General features: G+C 53.1%; 25 protein-coding genes. 12 read left to right on the forward strand and 13 right to left on the reverse strand.

The features are described from left to right. The first annotated feature begins 207 nt into the window (after positions 1-207). The 7 genes from IHQ71_RS00330 to IHQ71_RS31980 all read left to right on the forward strand — a co-directional run bounded on the left by IHQ71_RS00330 (position 208) and on the right by IHQ71_RS31980 (position 4283). Positions 208-996, forward strand: coding sequence for an alpha/beta fold hydrolase (locus IHQ71_RS00330; protein ID WP_258159893.1), 789 nt, complete (start codon positions 208-210; stop codon positions 994-996). Positions 997-1005: 9 nt separating this feature from the next. Further along, positions 1006-2148 carry a PAS domain-containing sensor histidine kinase gene (locus tag IHQ71_RS00335; protein ID WP_258159894.1) on the forward strand — a complete coding sequence of 381 codons (1143 nt, stop codon included), beginning with the start codon at positions 1006-1008 and terminating at the stop codon, positions 2146-2148. A gap of 75 nt (positions 2149-2223) precedes the next feature. Then, complete coding sequence (locus tag IHQ71_RS00340) at positions 2224-2406, forward strand: hypothetical protein (protein WP_258159895.1); 183 nt, start codon at positions 2224-2226, stop codon at positions 2404-2406. A gap of 128 nt (positions 2407-2534) precedes the next feature. Then, on the forward strand, positions 2535-2753 hold the full coding sequence (locus tag IHQ71_RS00345; protein ID WP_258159896.1) for a hypothetical protein: 219 nt from the start codon (positions 2535-2537) through the stop codon (positions 2751-2753). 40 nt (positions 2754-2793) lie between these two features. Then, positions 2794-3549: a hypothetical protein gene (locus IHQ71_RS00350; RefSeq protein WP_258159897.1), complete on the forward strand. Its 756-nt coding sequence runs from the start codon at positions 2794-2796 to the stop codon at positions 3547-3549. A gap of 56 nt (positions 3550-3605) precedes the next feature. Continuing rightward, positions 3606-3797: a hypothetical protein gene (locus IHQ71_RS00355; RefSeq protein WP_258159898.1), complete on the forward strand. Its 192-nt coding sequence runs from the start codon at positions 3606-3608 to the stop codon at positions 3795-3797. Between the two features lie 264 nt (positions 3798-4061). Beyond that, the gene (locus tag IHQ71_RS31980) at positions 4062-4283 is read left to right on the forward strand and encodes a hypothetical protein (RefSeq protein WP_258162989.1); all 222 of its coding nucleotides are present in this window, start codon (positions 4062-4064) and stop codon (positions 4281-4283) included. A 37-nt stretch (positions 4284-4320) separates the two neighbouring features. On the opposite strand, the gene IHQ71_RS00365 is transcribed toward IHQ71_RS31980, so the two are convergent. Both IHQ71_RS00365 and IHQ71_RS00370 read right to left on the reverse strand, forming a co-directional pair. Beyond that, a complete protein-coding gene (locus tag IHQ71_RS00365; protein ID WP_258159899.1) occupies positions 4321-4767 on the reverse strand; it encodes a DpnI domain-containing protein in 447 nt (148 codons plus the stop codon). Positions 4768-4810: 43 nt separating this feature from the next. Then, positions 4811-5428, reverse strand: a complete 618-nt coding sequence (locus tag IHQ71_RS00370) for a recombinase family protein (RefSeq protein ID WP_258159900.1) — start codon at positions 5426-5428, stop codon at positions 4811-4813. Positions 5429-5720: 292 nt separating this feature from the next. Here IHQ71_RS00370 and IHQ71_RS00375 point away from each other — a divergent pair, with 292 nt between their 5' ends. Beyond that, on the forward strand, positions 5721-6488 hold the full coding sequence (locus tag IHQ71_RS00375; protein ID WP_258159901.1) for a DUF2971 domain-containing protein: 768 nt from the start codon (positions 5721-5723) through the stop codon (positions 6486-6488). A gap of 25 nt (positions 6489-6513) precedes the next feature. On the opposite strand, the gene IHQ71_RS00380 is transcribed toward IHQ71_RS00375, so the two are convergent. Both IHQ71_RS00380 and IHQ71_RS00385 read right to left on the reverse strand, forming a co-directional pair. After that, positions 6514-7191 (reverse strand): hypothetical protein, encoded by a 678-nt coding sequence (locus tag IHQ71_RS00380; RefSeq protein ID WP_258159902.1) that lies wholly within the window; start codon positions 7189-7191, stop codon positions 6514-6516. A 165-nt stretch (positions 7192-7356) separates the two neighbouring features. Beyond that, a complete protein-coding gene (locus IHQ71_RS00385) occupies positions 7357-7509 on the reverse strand; it encodes a hypothetical protein (protein WP_258159903.1) in 153 nt (50 codons plus the stop codon). A gap of 74 nt (positions 7510-7583) precedes the next feature. On the opposite strand from IHQ71_RS00385, the gene IHQ71_RS00390 reads away from it, so the two are divergent. Both IHQ71_RS00390 and IHQ71_RS00395 read left to right on the forward strand, forming a co-directional pair. Continuing rightward, on the forward strand, positions 7584-7868 hold the full coding sequence (locus IHQ71_RS00390; RefSeq protein ID WP_258159904.1) for a hypothetical protein: 285 nt from the start codon (positions 7584-7586) through the stop codon (positions 7866-7868). Positions 7869-7917: 49 nt separating this feature from the next. Continuing rightward, positions 7918-8247 (forward strand): hypothetical protein, encoded by a 330-nt coding sequence (locus tag IHQ71_RS00395; RefSeq protein WP_258159905.1) that lies wholly within the window; start codon positions 7918-7920, stop codon positions 8245-8247. A 4-nt stretch (positions 8248-8251) separates the two neighbouring features. Here IHQ71_RS00395 and IHQ71_RS00400 read toward each other — a convergent pair whose 3' ends face one another. From IHQ71_RS00400 to IHQ71_RS00415, 4 genes are all read right to left on the reverse strand, one after another. After that, positions 8252-8512, reverse strand: coding sequence for a hypothetical protein (locus IHQ71_RS00400; protein WP_258159906.1), 261 nt, complete (start codon positions 8510-8512; stop codon positions 8252-8254). Between the two features lie 145 nt (positions 8513-8657). After that, entirely contained in the window at positions 8658-8897 is a 240-nt protein-coding gene (locus tag IHQ71_RS00405; protein WP_258159907.1) for a hypothetical protein, read from the reverse strand. 16 nt (positions 8898-8913) lie between these two features. Then, positions 8914-9228, reverse strand: coding sequence for a hypothetical protein (locus tag IHQ71_RS00410; RefSeq protein ID WP_258159908.1), 315 nt, complete (start codon positions 9226-9228; stop codon positions 8914-8916). After that, positions 9164-9382, reverse strand: a complete 219-nt coding sequence (locus tag IHQ71_RS00415; RefSeq protein WP_258159909.1) for a hypothetical protein — start codon at positions 9380-9382, stop codon at positions 9164-9166. The genes IHQ71_RS00410 and IHQ71_RS00415 overlap by 65 nt, the downstream gene beginning before the upstream one ends. Positions 9383-9497: 115 nt before the next feature. On the opposite strand from IHQ71_RS00415, the gene ligD reads away from it, so the two are divergent. Next, positions 9498-10550 (forward strand): non-homologous end-joining DNA ligase, encoded by a 1053-nt coding sequence (ligD, locus tag IHQ71_RS00420; RefSeq protein WP_258159910.1) that lies wholly within the window; start codon positions 9498-9500, stop codon positions 10548-10550. A gap of 67 nt (positions 10551-10617) precedes the next feature. Here ligD and IHQ71_RS00425 read toward each other — a convergent pair whose 3' ends face one another. Then, the gene (locus tag IHQ71_RS00425) at positions 10618-11511 is read right to left on the reverse strand and encodes a hypothetical protein (protein WP_258159911.1); all 894 of its coding nucleotides are present in this window, start codon (positions 11509-11511) and stop codon (positions 10618-10620) included. 205 nt (positions 11512-11716) lie between these two features. On the opposite strand from IHQ71_RS00425, the gene IHQ71_RS00430 reads away from it, so the two are divergent. After that, positions 11717-11977 (forward strand): helix-turn-helix domain-containing protein, encoded by a 261-nt coding sequence (locus tag IHQ71_RS00430; RefSeq protein ID WP_258159912.1) that lies wholly within the window; start codon positions 11717-11719, stop codon positions 11975-11977. A 468-nt stretch (positions 11978-12445) separates the two neighbouring features. Here the strand turns inward: IHQ71_RS00430 and IHQ71_RS00435 are convergent, their stop codons facing one another. The 4 genes from IHQ71_RS00435 to IHQ71_RS00450 form a co-directional block, all read right to left on the reverse strand. Then, positions 12446-12862, reverse strand: a complete 417-nt coding sequence (locus IHQ71_RS00435; RefSeq protein ID WP_258159913.1) for an organic hydroperoxide resistance protein — start codon at positions 12860-12862, stop codon at positions 12446-12448. Positions 12863-13039: 177 nt separating this feature from the next. Next, on the reverse strand, positions 13040-14362 hold the full coding sequence (locus tag IHQ71_RS00440) for an ATP-binding protein (protein WP_258159914.1): 1323 nt from the start codon (positions 14360-14362) through the stop codon (positions 13040-13042). Beyond that, positions 14359-15099: a response regulator gene (locus IHQ71_RS00445; protein ID WP_258159915.1), complete on the reverse strand. Its 741-nt coding sequence runs from the start codon at positions 15097-15099 to the stop codon at positions 14359-14361. Before IHQ71_RS00445 ends, IHQ71_RS00440 begins: the two co-directional genes overlap by 4 nt. Positions 15100-15180: 81 nt before the next feature. Beyond that, positions 15181-16233 (reverse strand): alpha/beta fold hydrolase, encoded by a 1053-nt coding sequence (locus IHQ71_RS00450; protein ID WP_258159916.1) that lies wholly within the window; start codon positions 16231-16233, stop codon positions 15181-15183. Between the last annotated feature and the right edge of the window lie 89 nt (positions 16234-16322).

Raw genomic sequence — 16322 nt, forward strand, 5'->3', positions numbered from 1 at the left:
CACGCGTCAGGTCCGTCGCGCATGTCATAGAGACGCTTTTGACCTGTGATTCAAACCCTAATCCCGCTCTAAAAAATAAAACATTTTGATCAGAGCGTGCGGGAACCAAGCGGAACCTTGTCCGTTTGAAAATGTTTTGCGTTTTGTTAAATTAATTTCATCGGCGATCTACGCTCGCAAGGGCATGGCCGGAAAATGATGGTGCCAATGTCCATTTTTGCGCGCAATAACATTAATATTCCCGGCAATGGCACAAAGGCGATTATGTTCGCCCACGGCTTCGGATGCGATCAGGCAATGTGGCGATATGTAGCGCCAGCTTTTCAAGATCGCTTCCGGACTGTTCTTTTCGATCATGTTGGTGCGGGAAAGTCGGATTTGCGGGCGTATGACCCTGTCAAATATTCGAGCCTTTCAGGATATGCAGATGACGTTGTCGAGATCGGCGAAGCCCTCGGCTTACAAGACGCGATTTTTGTCGGTCATTCTGTCAGTGCCATGATCGGGGCGTTGGCGTCCATCAAATCGCCGGGCATGTTCGAAAGTTTGGTGATGGTCGGCCCGTCGCCGCGCTACATTGACGACGATGGCTATCATGGCGGCTTCAGCGCCGAGAATATTGAAGAACTTTTGGAATCGCTTGCCGACAATCACATGGGCTGGTCAATGGCCATGGCACCGGCAATCATGGGCAATCCTGATCGTCCGGAGCTTAGCGAGGAACTTGCCAACAGTTTTTGCCGAACCGACCCGGATATCGCCAAGGAGTTTGCCCGGGTGACGTTTACATCGGACAACCGTTCCGATCTGGATAAGATCAAGACCCGAACTCTCGTTCTTCAATGCAAGGAAGACATTATCGCTTCACGGGAAGTCGGCGAATATATCGCCTGTCATATCCCCGGCAGCAAGCTCGTCATTTTGGACGCGACAGGCCATTGCCCTAACCTTTCCGCGCCGAACGAAGTGATATCGGCAATCAACAATTTCCTTTAATGATCATTCATGGAAGTCATCGATTACGAAGACCTTTTCGAGTGCGCGCCTTGCGGCTATCTCGTTTTGGATAACCAAGGCCGCATTCTTGCGACCAACCAGACGCTTCAGGCATGGCTTGGTTACGACGCGTCGGAATTGAAGCAAAAGCGCTTCCTTGACCTTCTAAATGTCGCGGGCCGCATCTTCTATGAAACCCACTTCGCGCCACTATTGCGGATGCAAGACTTCTTCGACGAAGTTGCGCTCGATTTCGTGACCCGTGATGGAAACAAGCTCGCCGTGCTGGCGAACGCGCGACAACGACGTGATGAAGACGGTGACCTGATTGCCACGCGAGTGGCGATCTTTCAGGCCAAGGAACGCCGCCGCTATGAACGCGATCTTGTTGAAGCGCGTAAGGCGGCGGAAGCGGCCCGCAAGGAACTCGCAACCCTAAATGCATCGCTGACCGAAACCGGGCTTTTGCGCGACGAATTCATTGCGGTTCTTGGCCATGATCTTCGCAATCCGCTTGCGTCAATCATCGCGGGAATGCGGATGCTTTCTCGAGAACCCTTATCCGAAAAGGCTGTCGGTATCGTTGGGCTTGTCGAGAAAGCCGCCGATAGAATGCATGGCCTAATTGGCAACATTTTGGATTTGGCGCGCGGTCGTCTTGGCGGCGGATTGACAGTCAAGCGGGATGCCACCGAACCCTTGGAACCCGCCTTGCGCCAAGTGATCGCGGAATTGCATGCCGCTATGCCAGATCGCGTCATTGACGGCGAAGTCGATATCCCCATTTTGATTGGCGTTGACCGTATGCGGATTGGCCAACTCGCCTCGAATTTACTCGCGAATGCGCTGACTCACGGCGCACGGGATATGCCGGTGAAACTGAAAGCCATGGTCACTGGCGACACTTTTGTCCTGTCGGTCATCAATCACGGCACGCCAATTCCGCAATCCACTATCGAAAAGCTTTTTCAGCCGTTTTTTCGTGGTGGCACTAGCGATAGCCCACAAGGGCTTGGGTTAGGTTTGCACATCGCTTCCGAGATCGCAAAAGCCCATGGCGGAACGTTGACAGTTTCATCAACCCAAGAGCAAACGGCCTTCACTTTTTTGATGCCGTTAACCGACGGCAATGGAGCAATCGCCGCCCGATAATCGAAACTGAAAAAATACTACTAATATTGGCAACCAATGCATCCACTTGGCGTTCCGCCGTTAGGAGAGTGCATCATGGACCAATTCAAGGAAGGCACGGAAGTCGTATATGACCCAATCACCAAATCGGTCATCTTGAAGCGCGGTAACAAGGTTGAAATGCTGCCCGGCCCATATCGGAATTATCAGGAAGCTAAGGGTGCCGCCGCCGCCCATATCAAAAAGTTGACCGGCGAAAACGGCGACGACGTTTATTGATCGTCTGGATTGTTGGCCGGGTCTTCATGTCGTGGCACCTTTGCTTGATACGTGGCGGCTCAAGCGGATTTTCCATGTGCCGAGTTACCAATGGTACATTCACGAAGCCGCATCTGTGTGATCTTGCCATGGTCGAAAAATCGGCAAACGGAACAGATGCCATGCGCGAACCTGATCATTTTGAAGTTGTTTTCGATCCGATAGCCAAAACAGCAATCTTGGTTCGCGGGCAAAAATTTGATTTTCTCAAAGGGCCATTTAAGGACTATACCGAGGCACGTCGTGCGGCGATGTCGATCTGTCGAGAGTTGGGCAACAACAATCGACAAAACGTTCGGCCATCGTAACGGTCATCGGAATTAGCAGCCTTTCCTTGGGAATTGAGATTTGAGAACATTCATTTTTGCGGTCGTCGGCCTTTTCATTCTGTCCGGTCAAGCATTCGCCGGTTGGTATCAGATCGAAAATTACGAAGGATTTATTGGCGACAAACCCGTCCATTTTTCACTTCAAAAATACGATGGCTTCGGCTCTGGCATCACTGTCGAGGGAGTCTATTTCGAAGACGCCAAACGATCACCAATTCCCGTTTACGGCACGGTGAAGGGCGATAGCGTTCGGCTTTGTGAGATTTCGAATGAACACGAATTTCAGAAGATTTTAATTATCGGCTCGAAAACCGGCGTTGATACCGAACAATGCCCATTTTTGCTTAAGGTCGATACGCTTGGCGCGACGGGCGCGCGGAACGATGGTGCGGCTTGGCAACCAATCACACTGAAGAAGGTTGCCGCGTTGGATGATACGAGCGATGCCTTGATGACTGGTACTGTCGAGATTCCATTTTGGGCGCAAACCGCAAATCAAATGTTTTCAGGAGTTTATCAGAAGTCCGCATCCGGCATCTGCATGACGAAGTTGCGCGTCATCAACAAGGCGAGCGGCGCTGTTGATCAAGAAATTGGCTTCCCGGACGACCCGTGCGATGCCGGAATGGTCATGACTCCGATCTATCTGAATGTTGAAAAATTCATCGACCAAAGCACGAATGGGATTTCGATCCACCATCGGGACGGCGGTATGGGCTATTCCCAAACCTATGAGTTTGATCCACTCGCGAAGGCCTTTGTAAAAACAGAATGAACAACGTCGGAACCCGATCATCCCGGCTGGATTAACATGCCGATGGAGATAGGCCGATGAAAATTCCTCGTTATCATATCGGGCAACCAGAACGGCAAGCCCAACTGGAATCCGAGTTGGAAAAGAAGATGACTGACATGATAATCGAGGCATCCGAAGCGGGCTATGAATCGGACGAAATTCTTGCGGCAATGAAGAATGTGCGAGACTTCAACCGCATATTCCGACCGAGTGATCCAACCGCCTAAATGAATTGGCAAATGCTGTTTAGAGTGGATTAATTCAGAAAACGCTTTTGGGTTGCGGCTCGAAATTGGCTGTGTTTTCATCCTGAAATGAAGAAATTCGGCACTTTCTCCAATCCGAATATCCAGCCGCGCGCCGATGGCTATTACGACCGATTCAACCGTGATCGTGGAAAACCAAAGCCAATCCCGGTTCACAAGCCATCAGGGAAATACCGACTTTCCCGGATCAAAGGTACCGTCGTATCGACCGTTGCCATAGTCGCGATCGGCTTGCTGGTTGGCCATGATGTTGTTGCTCTTGTTGCGTTTCCGTTGGCGGGTTGCGCGATCAAGGGGAATATCAGCTATAATGGTGGCGAGAAGATTTTTCATGTGCCGGGCCAAGAGTATTACGCGGCAACCAACATCACGCATTTGAAAGGCGAACGTTGGTTTTGCTCGGAAGCCGAAGCACGCGCGGCGGGCTGGCGTAAGGCGCGGTCGTGACAGTACTTTACAAAATAGGTTTGCTGGCGCTGGCACACTATCTGACCCGTACCGCACGGTCGGCGACGGCGGTCATGTCGTACAGGAAGCCTTGCCAACCCGCGCGTCTTGCGTTTTCTGAAAGGGGATTGCGCGGTTTGAACATCGCCGGTTCTTGCAAGTCGGCGGATAAATAGAAGATCGAATATTGAGCGTCCGGGGTGACCAAAACCAAAAACAACGGAAAATAGATGGCCGCTTCCATTCTTTGACGTTGTGGTTCCCAAGCCGCGCCCATGACGGTCTTCGGAACTTGATCAATACGTTTAGCGCTTGATGCCTTGACTTGGGCGAGATAACCGCAAAAATCGCAAATAACGTCCGCACATTTGAAGTTCGGCGGAAGTCGGACAAGCGTCTTCGGTCGTTTGCATTTTGGGCAACCGCAATCTTGCACCACGCGTTGTTCGCCAAATTCGCCAAGCGTCTGTCGTGCCGTTGCCATCATTGATTCCAAGCTTGGTTATGCGTGACCGATTATTTCCCTGTCACGGAGTTTGGGGTTTCGCAAGACGCGACAAGGTTGATCGGGAACAGCCTGTGGCCGAAATGATCGAATTCCACGACATGCCGCTCGCCAGCATTTTCCGAATACCGGCATTCCGATCTTTGTCTTCCGGCCTTCCGCGATAAAGGCCTTCCGATTTCGCCTTCGCAATCCCTTGTGACTGGCGGCGGCGGCGATCATCGTAATCCTTGCGGGCAATCGCCGCCAAGAGATCAAGCATCATCTGGTTTATCGCATCAAAAATACGATTTTGGATATCATCGGCCTTCGTATCGGCCATCATCCAAGACGTTGGCAGATCAAGCGCGACGACCTTGACCTTCTTCGACTGGATTTGCGCTTTCAGGCTTTCCCAATCTTCGGCATTCAATCGTGACAGTCGATCAACCTGTTCCACCAATAGGATGTCGCCCGGCGTGCAATCATTCAGAAGGCGGAACAGTTCGGGTCGCTTCAGGGACGCGCCGGACTCGTTTTCGGTATAGGTCGCCGCGATCTTCAAATCACGGTCGGCGGCAAATGCAAAAAGATCGTCCTTCGCACGATTGGCATCTTGGTCTTTGGTGGAAGCGCGAAGGTAAGCACGGACGAATGTCATTTGGGAACCGCCAGTTCGATTAAACTGGTTCGAAATATATCGGTTCGTTTTAAATTGTCAAATCATATTTATCGAACCAGTTTGGTGATGGTTCGCAAAAGGCATACCCAAATGCTGGCGTCTGCGATGTTGCGCTGTTAGAGAATTGACCGCTCCTATTCCTTTAAGGTGAACCATGCTGATTAGTAGACTTCTAATCCCGAATAACGACCAAGTTCTATATCATTACTGTTCAAGTGACACGTTGAACGCCATCACAAATTACAAGACTCTTCGATTTAGCGATGTCAATATGATGAATGATTACAACGAAACAGGATACGGTTACTCTGTATTTGAAGAAGCAGCGAATGAAATGCTAAAAGATGAAGATATGAAGCGGTCATTTCCCGACTTTGATACTTCTGTATTGGATAAGATAGACGAAGCGCTTGGCTCTAATCAATTTATGTTGCACCCAACGATAGCATGTTTCTCCAAGAAGCCCGACGTGTTAAGTCAATGGCGAGGCTATGCCGATGACGCCAGAGGATTTGCTGTTGGTTTTTCTGCGCACGTATTGAAAAAATTGCCGGTATCCTTGCTTGAAGTGGAGTATGTGCGCGAGACACAAGTAAAAGAGATGAAGGTCGCAATAGGTGCAACTTATCTCAAGAATTTGGAGAGTGACGATCCCTATGGTCGTGATTTTCGGGATGATTGCCTTCTCTTGGCAAATTGGATGTTTGCTTTCAAAAGCGAAGCATTCGCCGAAGAACAAGAAGTAAGATGCCTTCACGCCCTAACCGTTGATATCAAGGAAGATTCTTGGACGCTATCCAGTGTCATGGATACGGACGATGGTTCAAAGCCCGGGCCTGATGTAAAGTTTCGCACAAACGCCGATGGTGGCCTGACAGCTTACATGGACATGCCAATTCCAAATGAGGATGGTCAGACAATCAAAGAGATTTGGCTGGGGCCGAAAAATTCCAATGGGCCGGGCAACGTCCGATATTTGCTCGGCAACAACGGCTTCACCAATGTAAGTTTCTTTCGATCTCGCGCTACGTACCGCTGAAACAATCTTGTCTATGTTTCCCTCGCTAACGGATTCTTTGATATGTTCCTTCGAAACTTACACCGTTTCCATAGACGCCTTCGATCTCGCGTTCTGAAACGACGATGAAGTCGGATGTGACGAAGTGGAGCGAAGTGAACGGGACACGAACTCCTATCGGTGTGCGGCTAAAATCCAGTATATCCTTTTCAGTCATTTGGCCGACGAACTCCAATATCCCAATGTTCGGACCGAACTCGCGAGACTTGCCATACGCGGCTTCTCCAATAACGAAGTAGCGCAAATCCCCTTCGTATGTGTCGGGAAGCGGAATGAGATTTAGCTCCGCACTTTCTTCATCGTTACCAATCCTGACATATTGCCCCGCATATGGATCATTGGCGGGAATTTTCATCGAACCAAAATGCACAGGTTGTGACAGCACGGGCAGTAAGGCGTCATAAAGCTCGCGCTGATAAACCTTGATTTCGCCAATCGACAATTTTTTTCGTTGCGAGGTTTTGCTGTCGTATTCGTCGTGATGATCAAAACAGAGAAATGCGAGATTCTCTTTTTGGGCGTTTGCGCTGTTGTGATCCAAATGGGCGATTTGTCCGCCCTTTAGAGCGGTATCTCTATTTAGCCCAAAGCATAAACAACAGCGCCTTCGGCTTTCGACTAAGACCTGTGTTTCCGTTGATTTGGGAATCGCTTTTCTTGCCACTCGGCACTCCATAATCCCCAACATCTTAACAATAATCGGGGTTCATAACCAGCCGATGGAAAAGCCAATTGACATTTCAATTCTGAGGAACAAAAAGAGAACATTCCTATTTATGGAATCGATTCCTATCCGATCACAATAAGGAAAAAGACCATGTTTTTGAATTCACAATTGCGTCTTGATGTCTTCGAAGCCGACCCGCCAGCCGCGATCATTGAAGAACCCGACATCATCGATGCCTTCCTTGATCTTCATGGCGGCGATTATCGCGCGGCAATGCGCGATCTTCTGGCGGATGCCGACTTCCTTCGCGATCAACTTGCGACCGCCCACAATCTAATGAGCCATGGTTTCGGTCGCGGCTGGAAACCCCGTTACGAGAGACTCTGATCATGCGCCATCCGAAAGGCATTGATCTATCCGGCAAGGAACATCTGATCTCGCATTCATACGAGCATGATGGAAAATCCTACGACACGTTGCGGGATGTTTCGGAATGGCAAGTCCTTGGCGGAAAGTGTTCGAAGTGCGGTCGTGTCGCTTGGGTTGATAAAAAGGCCGTTCTGGCAAAGGTCGGCAACCAATATCTTCTAAATTTAGGCCGTCACCTGACATGCACATGCGGGAATAAGGATGGCAATCGAGTGATGATCGGACACATATCACGCAACGCTTGACTCTTTTTGCGAAAAGAACAAAATAAGAACATGCATTAGGAGAACCATTATGGAAAATCAAACCGAAGTCCATTCCGGAGGCAGTTCCTATGACGATCTGGCAGCGGAATTGTTCGCGATGGTGCGACACGCCGAAGCCGCCCAACGCGTCAACGAAATGCTCTTGGCGCAAGTCTTTATGAGGTTTGCACATTCCACAGGCGATATGTCCGGTTTCGTCAAAACCGTGCTGGATAACATTGATACCGATCTTCGCCACGGCATTGCGAAGATCGACCCGACCGACGTTTCGCAACACGAATGGGCGATTGAAATGGTCGAATATTTTGGAGACTTGAAGCCGCGATTGATCGGGATGCTTCCGAAGCGAACCCATTAGAATTTCAGATCAGGCATTGGAATTCGGGCGATTGACAAACGGATGGTGCGACATGGCTTATCCAATTTGCAAACTCCCGCTCGCGGCCATCAATCGATGGTGGAATTATCAATTTGCCGTTCCGGCCTATCTTTGCACGGGTTGGAATTTCAAAGACAAACTCGAATTTAGTCGGGGTTTCAGCCTGTATCCGCGAATTGATTTCGTGCGATGCGATGGCGAGGAAACCGGATACCGCGTGTTCTGTTTCGCCGACCCGGATCATGCCCGGCTATTCAATGAAGCGTTCGGCGGCGTGCCGTTTTATCCCGAAGATCGCGGCACCGGTTCTGAATCGTGGAAATGGAACCGACCTTTGGGCGATGTCAGACGAAGGCAACCGTTGCTTTACATAACTTCTTGGATGTCGTTTAGGGCTTGGCGGCTCGCGCACGGTCCATGGCTTCGCGAATTTGACGGTCGGTTTCGTCGTTTGCCAAGAGCTTCAGCACATAATTGTCAGCCAAATCGACAATGGCCATTGCCGCGTCCCGTGGCGACCAACCCGACCTTTCGGCATCATCCATGATTTCGAGGAAGCGGTCTTCCAGTGCGAACTGGCAATCAAGGTGCCGGTCAGCATATCCAGTTGGGCGGCGCGTCTTGTTCATGATGATTTCCTTTTCATCATGAATCCAAACCGGATTTATCGGGTTCCATGGGCGAAGAAGCGGATTGTCCTTCGCCATAAAAAGCGTAACGCGCTTCGGCCAACGATGTTTCGATAAGATAGACAAGCAAGTCCTGTTGCAGATGCTCGGCAAGGGCGCGAGCTTCCGTCAACCGGTCAATAATCTTCGTTTTTTCGACATCGGAATTCATTGAGGATTTGACCTTCATCGCCTTTGCGGCGGCACCTTTACCATCCAACACAAATTCAACCCGGCTTGCTGTATTTTTCTTTTGCCGCACTTTGGCAGATACGGGCGAGGATGCTTTCAACGATCATGCCTTGATGAAAAAAGTGAAGGATATCAATCGCGCATGCTTCTTCATTTTCATCCGTTCGATGGAACCAATCTTGTGAAACGATTTCATTGTACACCCGTTGCACCATCGCAAGTTCGTCCGGCGTCAAGTGATTTTGCATCGTCATTGGCTGACCAGTTTCTCGGAAATCATGGTTGGCTCGCGCGATTCAATATTATCGATCTTGAAAATACAAGCATCGGATATTCGGAATTTTAATTGATTTCTGGCGCAATGCCCGGATGGCAAAACGTCCAATCAAACCAACGCAAACCATCCCACTTCTTCGCGAAGCTGATCTTCCGCTTTCATCCAAACCAATCGAGCCGCGCGATCCGCGACAGCCGCGATTGCCCTTCGATCCAATGCCTGACCGTATTGAACCGTGCTTGGCTCTATTGTCGTTAAAGGTGCCGAAAGGCGACAACTGGATTTATGAAATCAAATGGGATGGCTATCGACTTGCCGTCCATGTTGAACCGACGGGCGTTCGTATTCTCACGCGCGGCGGCCATGATTGGACACATCGATTTCCAGAGATCGGGAAGGCGGCTTCAGAGCTTGGCCCGGCGACTATGATCTTGGACGGCGAAGCGGTCGTGTTAGATGAACAAGGGCGGTCGGATTTTGGCGCGCTGCAAGCATCGTTGGGCGGTCGTGGAGGCAAGCGCACTTCCCATGAAGCCATCCTTTATGCGTTCGATCTTCTGTATTTTGACGGCCATGATTTGACCGCCCTTGGATTGCACGAACGCCGCCAGATGCTTGCCGATGTCATTCCAGATCAAACCGGTCAAATTCGCCTGTCTGAAGCGTTCGAAGGTGATGGCGAGACACTATTCGCCGAAGCATGCAAACACGGCTTGGAAGGAATTATTGCCAAGAATGATGACCGTCCTTATCGAAGCGGGCGAACGGGCGATTGGATCAAAATTAAATGCATTCAAAGCGACACTTTCGCCATCGTTGGATATGAGCCATCCACCAAGGTTCCCGGCGCGATTGCAAGCCTTCTATTAGCCGCAAGGAAGGCCAAGGAACTCGTTTACGTCGGTTCGGTCGGGACGGGCTGGAAAAGGTCGGAAGCCGTGGCGTTGAAGCGGCGTCTTGACGGCATGCGAACGGCGGCACCGGCGATCAAACTGAAAAACAAAAAATTGGTTTTCGTTGAACCGACGCTGGCGGCTGAAGTGGAGTACCGCGCTTGGACGAAGGATGCCCAACTTCGCCATGCGAGCTTCAAAGGATTACGGGAAGCCGCCGCTCACGCGGAAATCTATTCAATAGACGACTAAATCAGGGTTGCCGCATTCGCCAAGACCGGGCGGCGGCGTTATTGCGGAACAAAAGGTGTTGTTCGCGTTAAAAATCCTTGTCCTTCGAAGGTTCTTTCGGAACTGTGTCTGCGCCGGTCTTGGCCGTCAACTGCATAACCTTAAGTCGCTCGGTTTCCAGCAAGCCTACCAGCGCTTGACACCAATCATTTAAGCCAGACTGTCGATCCGCTGGCAAAGTTTCTTTCATAGCCATCATCGGAGAAAGGGCGCGAAACATTCTCTCTAATCCAGTTAGATCAGGAGAGTTGCTCGCTCGTGACCACAATTCGTCGCCCTTCAAGCCGTACTCGGCAATGCGCGAATCCATTTCCTTCATACCCGCTCGAATTTCGGCCATGTCTAACCAGCCGAGATCACGATCATCGCAATATTTTGCATATTGATAAATCTGGTAAGCGCCAATGACGATATTTGAAACGCTACCTGTATTGGCGACCGCGCTAAGATCGCTACTTTCATCGGTTTTTTCGAATTTCTTTTTGATCAGCGCCCGTCCAAAATGTTTCCATCGTCCAAGATGGATATCGTCGCCGCCAATTTCATCAATGATCAACCAGTCCTTGGGCCGCGTTCCATTGTGATGTGCAATAAATGTATATCTCATTTTGGGGTACAGAGCGCCGGCAGCTAATAAAATGTTACCGCAACTAAAATTGAATTTTTGATGCGGAATTCCTAGCTTTCTGAGAAATTCTTTACGTATTTGATACTGTCGAAGTCTATTTTTTAAGTCATCCCAACTCGCCAATTCATATTCAGAGCCGTATATCTTCTGAATTTGCGCTTTGATGTTTTCCGGCGAAAGCACTTCTTCGGTTAGTTGGTATTGGAAGTCGCCCAAAACCATTTTGTCGCTGGAAACTCCTTGGTCACAGGTTTCCGAAGCCAAATATTCTTGTGGCACCAATTCGGTTGCCATGACGTTTCCAGTCGGCACGACGGACGCAAGCGCAAAAAACAAAATCAACCAAGTGCATCGCGACCCACGAATATACCGGATGCTGTTTCGGCCTTCGAAAAACATCGAATCTCCCCTGCAAAAATCGACCGAAATAATATGCGTCGTATCCAACGTGGTTCAATCCAACGTAGATTGTCAAGATTGATTTCTTCCTTTTGCTTTCATGAAAGCACAAAAGATATTAGCTTGGAATATTCGCAAAATTCGGGTCGAACTCGGCCTGTCGCAAGAGAAACTCGCGATGGAAGCTGGCGTTGAACGCGCGTATTTTGGCAAGTTGGAACAAGGAACCGAAAACGTCACGGTCGCTATCGTGGACGCCATCGCAACGGCCTTGGCCGTGCCGGTATCCGAACTTTTCAGACAACCGCTGGAAAACGAAGAAATGCCGAAGCCGTTGCGGGCGGGTCGAAAAAAACCCTGACATAGTGTCCCGATTTCCGCTACAAAATTTGCTCCAAAACATGGCAAGAGTATCTACCTAAGTAATTGAATAATAACGAAGTAGAATCTGGTTTCGATCCTTCCGGGTGCGCCATTTTTCTCAATGACCAGCAAACACTCGCTACCTTAGCTTATAGGTCCGCTCGAATTTTGAGTTGGCAGGTGAGCGCTTCGCGTGAAAAAGGCTCCGATTATCTCGGAGCCCTTCGATTTTCCATAGTTGCTCGGAACGTGCTGCGATCGACAGCACATTTCCTTTAATCGGCAGCAAACGATATCACGTCGCCTCCGCCAGAGCGGCAATGCCACTGGCCAGGGGTGAGGGCTCCTGCGAGGTCACATCGTAGACCCAGGGCGCGGCGAGGACTGCCAAGCACAGGGCAAGGATAATCATCCGTTTCATGAGTGAGTGCGCCGGCTATAGGATCGTCAATCTCGGCAGGGCCGTTCAGGCAACCGTCAGCTCGACATTGATGTTGCCGCGCGTGGCCTTCGAATAGGGGCAGGTCTGGTGGGCTTCTTCGAGCAGCAACTGCGCGAGAGCCCGCTCGATGCCCGGCAGGCTGACATGGAGACGGGCCTGCAGGAAATACCCGCCCTCGGCGGTTCCGAGGTCTACCTCGGCATCGACGGCAGTGCCCTCAGGCAGCTTGATCTGGCGCTTGCCGGCAGCAATGCCGATGGCGCCGAGGAAGCATGCCGACCAGCCGGCAGCGAAGAGCTGTTCGGGATTGGTGCCGGTCTTGGTGCTGCCGGGAGGCGAGAGCTTGATGTCGAGCTGGCCGTCGCTGCTCTTCGAAAAGCCGTCGCGGCCGCCGGTGGTGTGGGTCTTGCCGGTATAGAGAACCTTGTCGATCGTGGTCATGGGATCACTCCGTTGTTGTGTCGCGTATTGCGCGATGTGTTTGACGAGGAGTGTTTTGATCGGTTCAGGTATCGGCGATGTTTCGAAAAGCGGTCGATTTGTATCCCGATGTAGGAATGCGGAGCACCGACATTTTCCAGTACAATCGGCCCCGAACGTTCCCGGGGCCGGCGCTGTTCAGGGGACGATGACTTCGGCAGCCAGGCCGCCGCCCTCGCGATTGTAGAGCCGGATCGAGCCGCCGATCGCGGTGGCCAATTGCTGTGCGATGGCGAGGCCGAGACCGGTGCCGCCGGTTTCCCGGTTGCGCGATTGCTCGAGCCGGTAGAAGGGCTGCATCGCGGCATCGAGTTGATCGTCGGGAATGCCCGGCCCGCGATCCATCACGGTGATGGCAATCGCATTCCCATCGCGCCGCTCGACGCTGATCTCTGCTTCTCCCGCGAATTTCAATGCATTGTCGATGAAATTCGACAGGATACGGCGAAGCGCATGGGGCTTGGTCAGGACCGTGCCCTCCGCCTTGCTGATAACGCTCACGGCCTTTCCCGTATCCTGATAGTCGTAGGTGATGCTCTCGATGAAGGATGCGATATCGATGCGCGACATCTTCTCGACATTGCCATGCGCGCTGCGGGCATAGGCGATGCCATCCTGCACCAGCCGCTCGATTTCGCCGAGATCGCGGATCAGCTTGCCCCGCTCGACCGATTCGTCCGCCATTTCCGCGCGCAGCCGCATGCGGGTGATCGGCGTCTGCAGGTCGTGCGAGATCGCAGCCAGGATCTGCACCCGCTCTTCGAGATAATGGGCGATTCGTTCGCGCATCGCATTGAACGCGCGCGCCGCATGGGCGACCTCGCTTGGTCCTTCTTCGCTCATCGGGGCGCTTTTTCTGTTGGGGTCCAGCGCATTCGCCGCTGAGGCGAGTTGTGCCAGCGGCCGTATCGCCAGCCGCACGGCAAACCAAGTGCAGAGGAGGAGGAGCGCCATCTGGATCGCCAGGACATAAGGCAGCCATTCCGCGATCGGCATCACCCCTCTCGGGGTCACGTCGATCGTCAGCGGCGAACCGTCGCTGAGGGTGAGATGCGCCTGCAGCCGCCGGCCGTCGCCCGGGATCAACTCGACCCGCAAGGGAAACTTGTGCCCCGCCGCCTCCTCGATTCTGCCGGCGATCTCGGCGGCACGGCCAGACAGATCGGGCACGCCTGACTCGCCTGGCCCCAGTACGAAGCGGTAGCTGCCCCGGCTCAACCGAGTGAGCCAATCCGGCCGTTCATTCGCAGGCAGCCGGTCAAGGATGGCGATCGAGGTCGCGACATCGGTTTCGAGCGTGCCGAGCATGACGGCCTTCGCCGACATATAGCGTTCGATAAAGAGGATGCTGAACGAAAGCCCATAAGCCACGGCGAGACCGGCAAACAGGATGACGAAAAGCCGGGATCGCAGGGAGCGCGGCCAGAGGCCGAGCGTATGGGGCTTGGCTTTTGCGGTCATTGGCGCGGCTCCGAAATCTCGACGGGAACCGAAAAGACATAGCCCTCGCTCCGTACCGTCTTGATATAGGCCGGCTCGCGCGCATCGTCGCCGAGGCGCTGGCGCAGGCGGCTGACCATCAGATCGATCGAGCGGTCGAACAACTCGGAATCGCGCCCCTGCGTCAGGTTCAACAACTGGTCGCGATTAAGCACCCGCTGCGGATGGTCGATGAAGACGCGCAGCAGCCGATACTCCGCGCCGCTGAGCGCGATCTCCGTGCCCTGCTTGTCGATGAGATGCCGGCCGACCGTGTCGAGCTGCCAGTCGCCGAAGGTCAGCAATTGGCCGGCTTCCGAGATCTGCAGGTTGGGTGGCAGCATGCGCGTCCGCCGCAACACGGCCTTGATGCGGGCGAGCAGTTCGCGGGCCGCAAAGGGCTTCGGCAGGTAGTCGTCCGCTCCCATTTCGAGGCCGATGATCCTGTCCATCTCGTCGCTGCGCGCTGTCAGCATCAGGATCGGCGTCGCCTTGTGTTTGCCGGCCCGCAGTTCGCGGGTAAGCACCAATCCGTCATCGCCGGGCATCATCACATCGAGCACGATGAGATCGACCGTGTTGGTCTCGAGAAACTTGCGCATCTGGCGGCCATCGGCGGCAGCCGTGGCGCGGAGCCCGTTCTTGGTCAGATAGCTCGAGACCAGTTCGCGAATCTCGCGATCGTCATCGACGATCAGGACGTGGTCGATATGTTCCATATGGCATTTCCGGACGTTTGGTGGCGATCGGCGGACATCACTGTCCGCTGCATTTCCTTAGACCTTCAATGGCCTGCCGCGCTAGAGGCGAACCACATCGAGAACCGCCTGTGCGAATTCCCGCGGCGCCTCCTGCGGCAGGTTATGGCCGATGCCGCCTGTGATGGTGCGGTGTTGGTACTTGCCCGAGAACTTGGCCGCATAGGCCGCTGGCTCCGGGTGCGGCGCGCCGTTGGCGTCACCTTCCATCGTGATGGTCGGCACGGAGATCTTCGGGCCTTTGGCGAGCGTTTCCTCATAGGCATCGAAGCGGGCTTCGCCATCCTCGACCCCGAGCCGCCAGCGATAGTTATGGATGGTGATCGCCACATGGTCGGGATTGTCGAGCGACTTGGCCGATCGCTCGAAGGTGGCGTCGTCGAACGCCCAGGTCGGCGAGGCCGTCTGCCAGATAAGGCGCGCGAATTCGTGTGTATTGGCTGCGTAGCCCAGGCGCCCACGCTCGGTCGCGAAATAGAATTGATACCACCAGGCGAGTTCAGCCTTCGGCGGCAGCGGCTTGGCATTGATTGCCTGGCTGCCGATCAGGTAGCCGCTGACCGAGACGAGTGCGCGGCAGCGTTCGGGCCAAAGTGCGGCCATGATACATGCGGTGCGAGCACCCCAATCATAGCCGGCGATGATCGCCGAATCGATGCCAAGCGCGTCCATCAGCGCAATCATGTCGGCTGCCAGCGCCGACTGCTGGCTGTTGCGCGGCGTCGCCGAAGACAGGAACCGCGTCGTGCCATAGCCACGCAGATGCGGCACGACCACCCGATAACCCTCGGCGGCGAGGATAGGCGCCACATCGACATAGCTGTGGATGTCGTATGGCCAGCCGTGCAGGAGCAGCGCGACCGGTCCATCCCGCGGCCCGGCCTCGGCATAACCAATTTCGAGATCGCCTGCCTTGATGCTCTTCAGTGTTTCGAACGACGTATGGGGCGCTGCGCGCGTCGCCGGGATAGTGCCACTGCTCGCCTTGCTGGTCGCCGCGCGGGCGGGGCTCACGAGCCCGAGTTCCACGGCAGCGACAGTCAGGGCGGCCATGCCGAACAGGCGGCGGCGTTCGAGGTTGATTTCAACGGTCATCGGTCTCTCCATCGGTTCGAACATGGTGGTGAGAAAGCCGGATCCATGTATCTCCCTTATGTCCACGACTGGTGGTTTTGTATCGTTCT

Origin of the sequence: Rhizobium sp. TH2, assembly GCF_024707525.1 — a bacterium.
GTDB lineage: Bacteria > Pseudomonadota > Alphaproteobacteria > Rhizobiales > Rhizobiaceae > Rhizobium_E.

Bases quoted from the DNA above. Each gene is read 5' to 3' on its own strand.
- IHQ71_RS00330 (WP_258159893.1), top strand. From the start codon at position 208: ATGTCCATTTTTGCGCGCAATAACATTAATATTCCCGGCAATGGCACA.
- IHQ71_RS00335 (WP_258159894.1), top strand. From the start codon at position 1,006: ATGGAAGTCATCGATTACGAAGACCTTTTCGAGTGCGCGCCTTGCGGC.
- IHQ71_RS00340 (WP_258159895.1), top strand. From the start codon at position 2,224: ATGGACCAATTCAAGGAAGGCACGGAAGTCGTATATGACCCAATCACC.
- IHQ71_RS00345 (WP_258159896.1), top strand. From the start codon at position 2,535: ATGGTCGAAAAATCGGCAAACGGAACAGATGCCATGCGCGAACCTGAT.
- IHQ71_RS00355 (WP_258159898.1), top strand. From the start codon at position 3,606: ATGAAAATTCCTCGTTATCATATCGGGCAACCAGAACGGCAAGCCCAA.
- IHQ71_RS00365 (WP_258159899.1), bottom strand. From the start codon at position 4,767: ATGGCAACGGCACGACAGACGCTTGGCGAATTTGGCGAACAACGCGTG.
- IHQ71_RS00370 (WP_258159900.1), bottom strand. From the start codon at position 5,428: ATGACATTCGTCCGTGCTTACCTTCGCGCTTCCACCAAAGACCAAGAT.
- IHQ71_RS00375 (WP_258159901.1), top strand. From the start codon at position 5,721: ATGATGAATGATTACAACGAAACAGGATACGGTTACTCTGTATTTGAA.
- IHQ71_RS00390 (WP_258159904.1), top strand. From the start codon at position 7,584: ATGCGCCATCCGAAAGGCATTGATCTATCCGGCAAGGAACATCTGATC.
- IHQ71_RS00395 (WP_258159905.1), top strand. From the start codon at position 7,918: ATGGAAAATCAAACCGAAGTCCATTCCGGAGGCAGTTCCTATGACGAT.
- IHQ71_RS00400 (WP_258159906.1), bottom strand. From the start codon at position 8,512: ATGATCCGGGTCGGCGAAACAGAACACGCGGTATCCGGTTTCCTCGCC.
- IHQ71_RS00405 (WP_258159907.1), bottom strand. From the start codon at position 8,897: ATGAACAAGACGCGCCGCCCAACTGGATATGCTGACCGGCACCTTGAT.
- IHQ71_RS00415 (WP_258159909.1), bottom strand. From the start codon at position 9,382: ATGACGATGCAAAATCACTTGACGCCGGACGAACTTGCGATGGTGCAA.
- ligD (WP_258159910.1), top strand. From the start codon at position 9,498: ATGGCAAAACGTCCAATCAAACCAACGCAAACCATCCCACTTCTTCGC.
- IHQ71_RS00425 (WP_258159911.1), bottom strand. From the start codon at position 11,511: ATGGCAACCGAATTGGTGCCACAAGAATATTTGGCTTCGGAAACCTGT.
- IHQ71_RS00430 (WP_258159912.1), top strand. From the start codon at position 11,717: ATGAAAGCACAAAAGATATTAGCTTGGAATATTCGCAAAATTCGGGTC.
- IHQ71_RS00435 (WP_258159913.1), bottom strand. From the start codon at position 12,862: ATGACCACGATCGACAAGGTTCTCTATACCGGCAAGACCCACACCACC.
- IHQ71_RS00440 (WP_258159914.1), bottom strand. From the start codon at position 14,362: ATGACCGCAAAAGCCAAGCCCCATACGCTCGGCCTCTGGCCGCGCTCC.
- IHQ71_RS00445 (WP_258159915.1), bottom strand. From the start codon at position 15,099: ATGGAACATATCGACCACGTCCTGATCGTCGATGACGATCGCGAGATT.
- IHQ71_RS00450 (WP_258159916.1), bottom strand. From the start codon at position 16,233: ATGACCGTTGAAATCAACCTCGAACGCCGCCGCCTGTTCGGCATGGCC.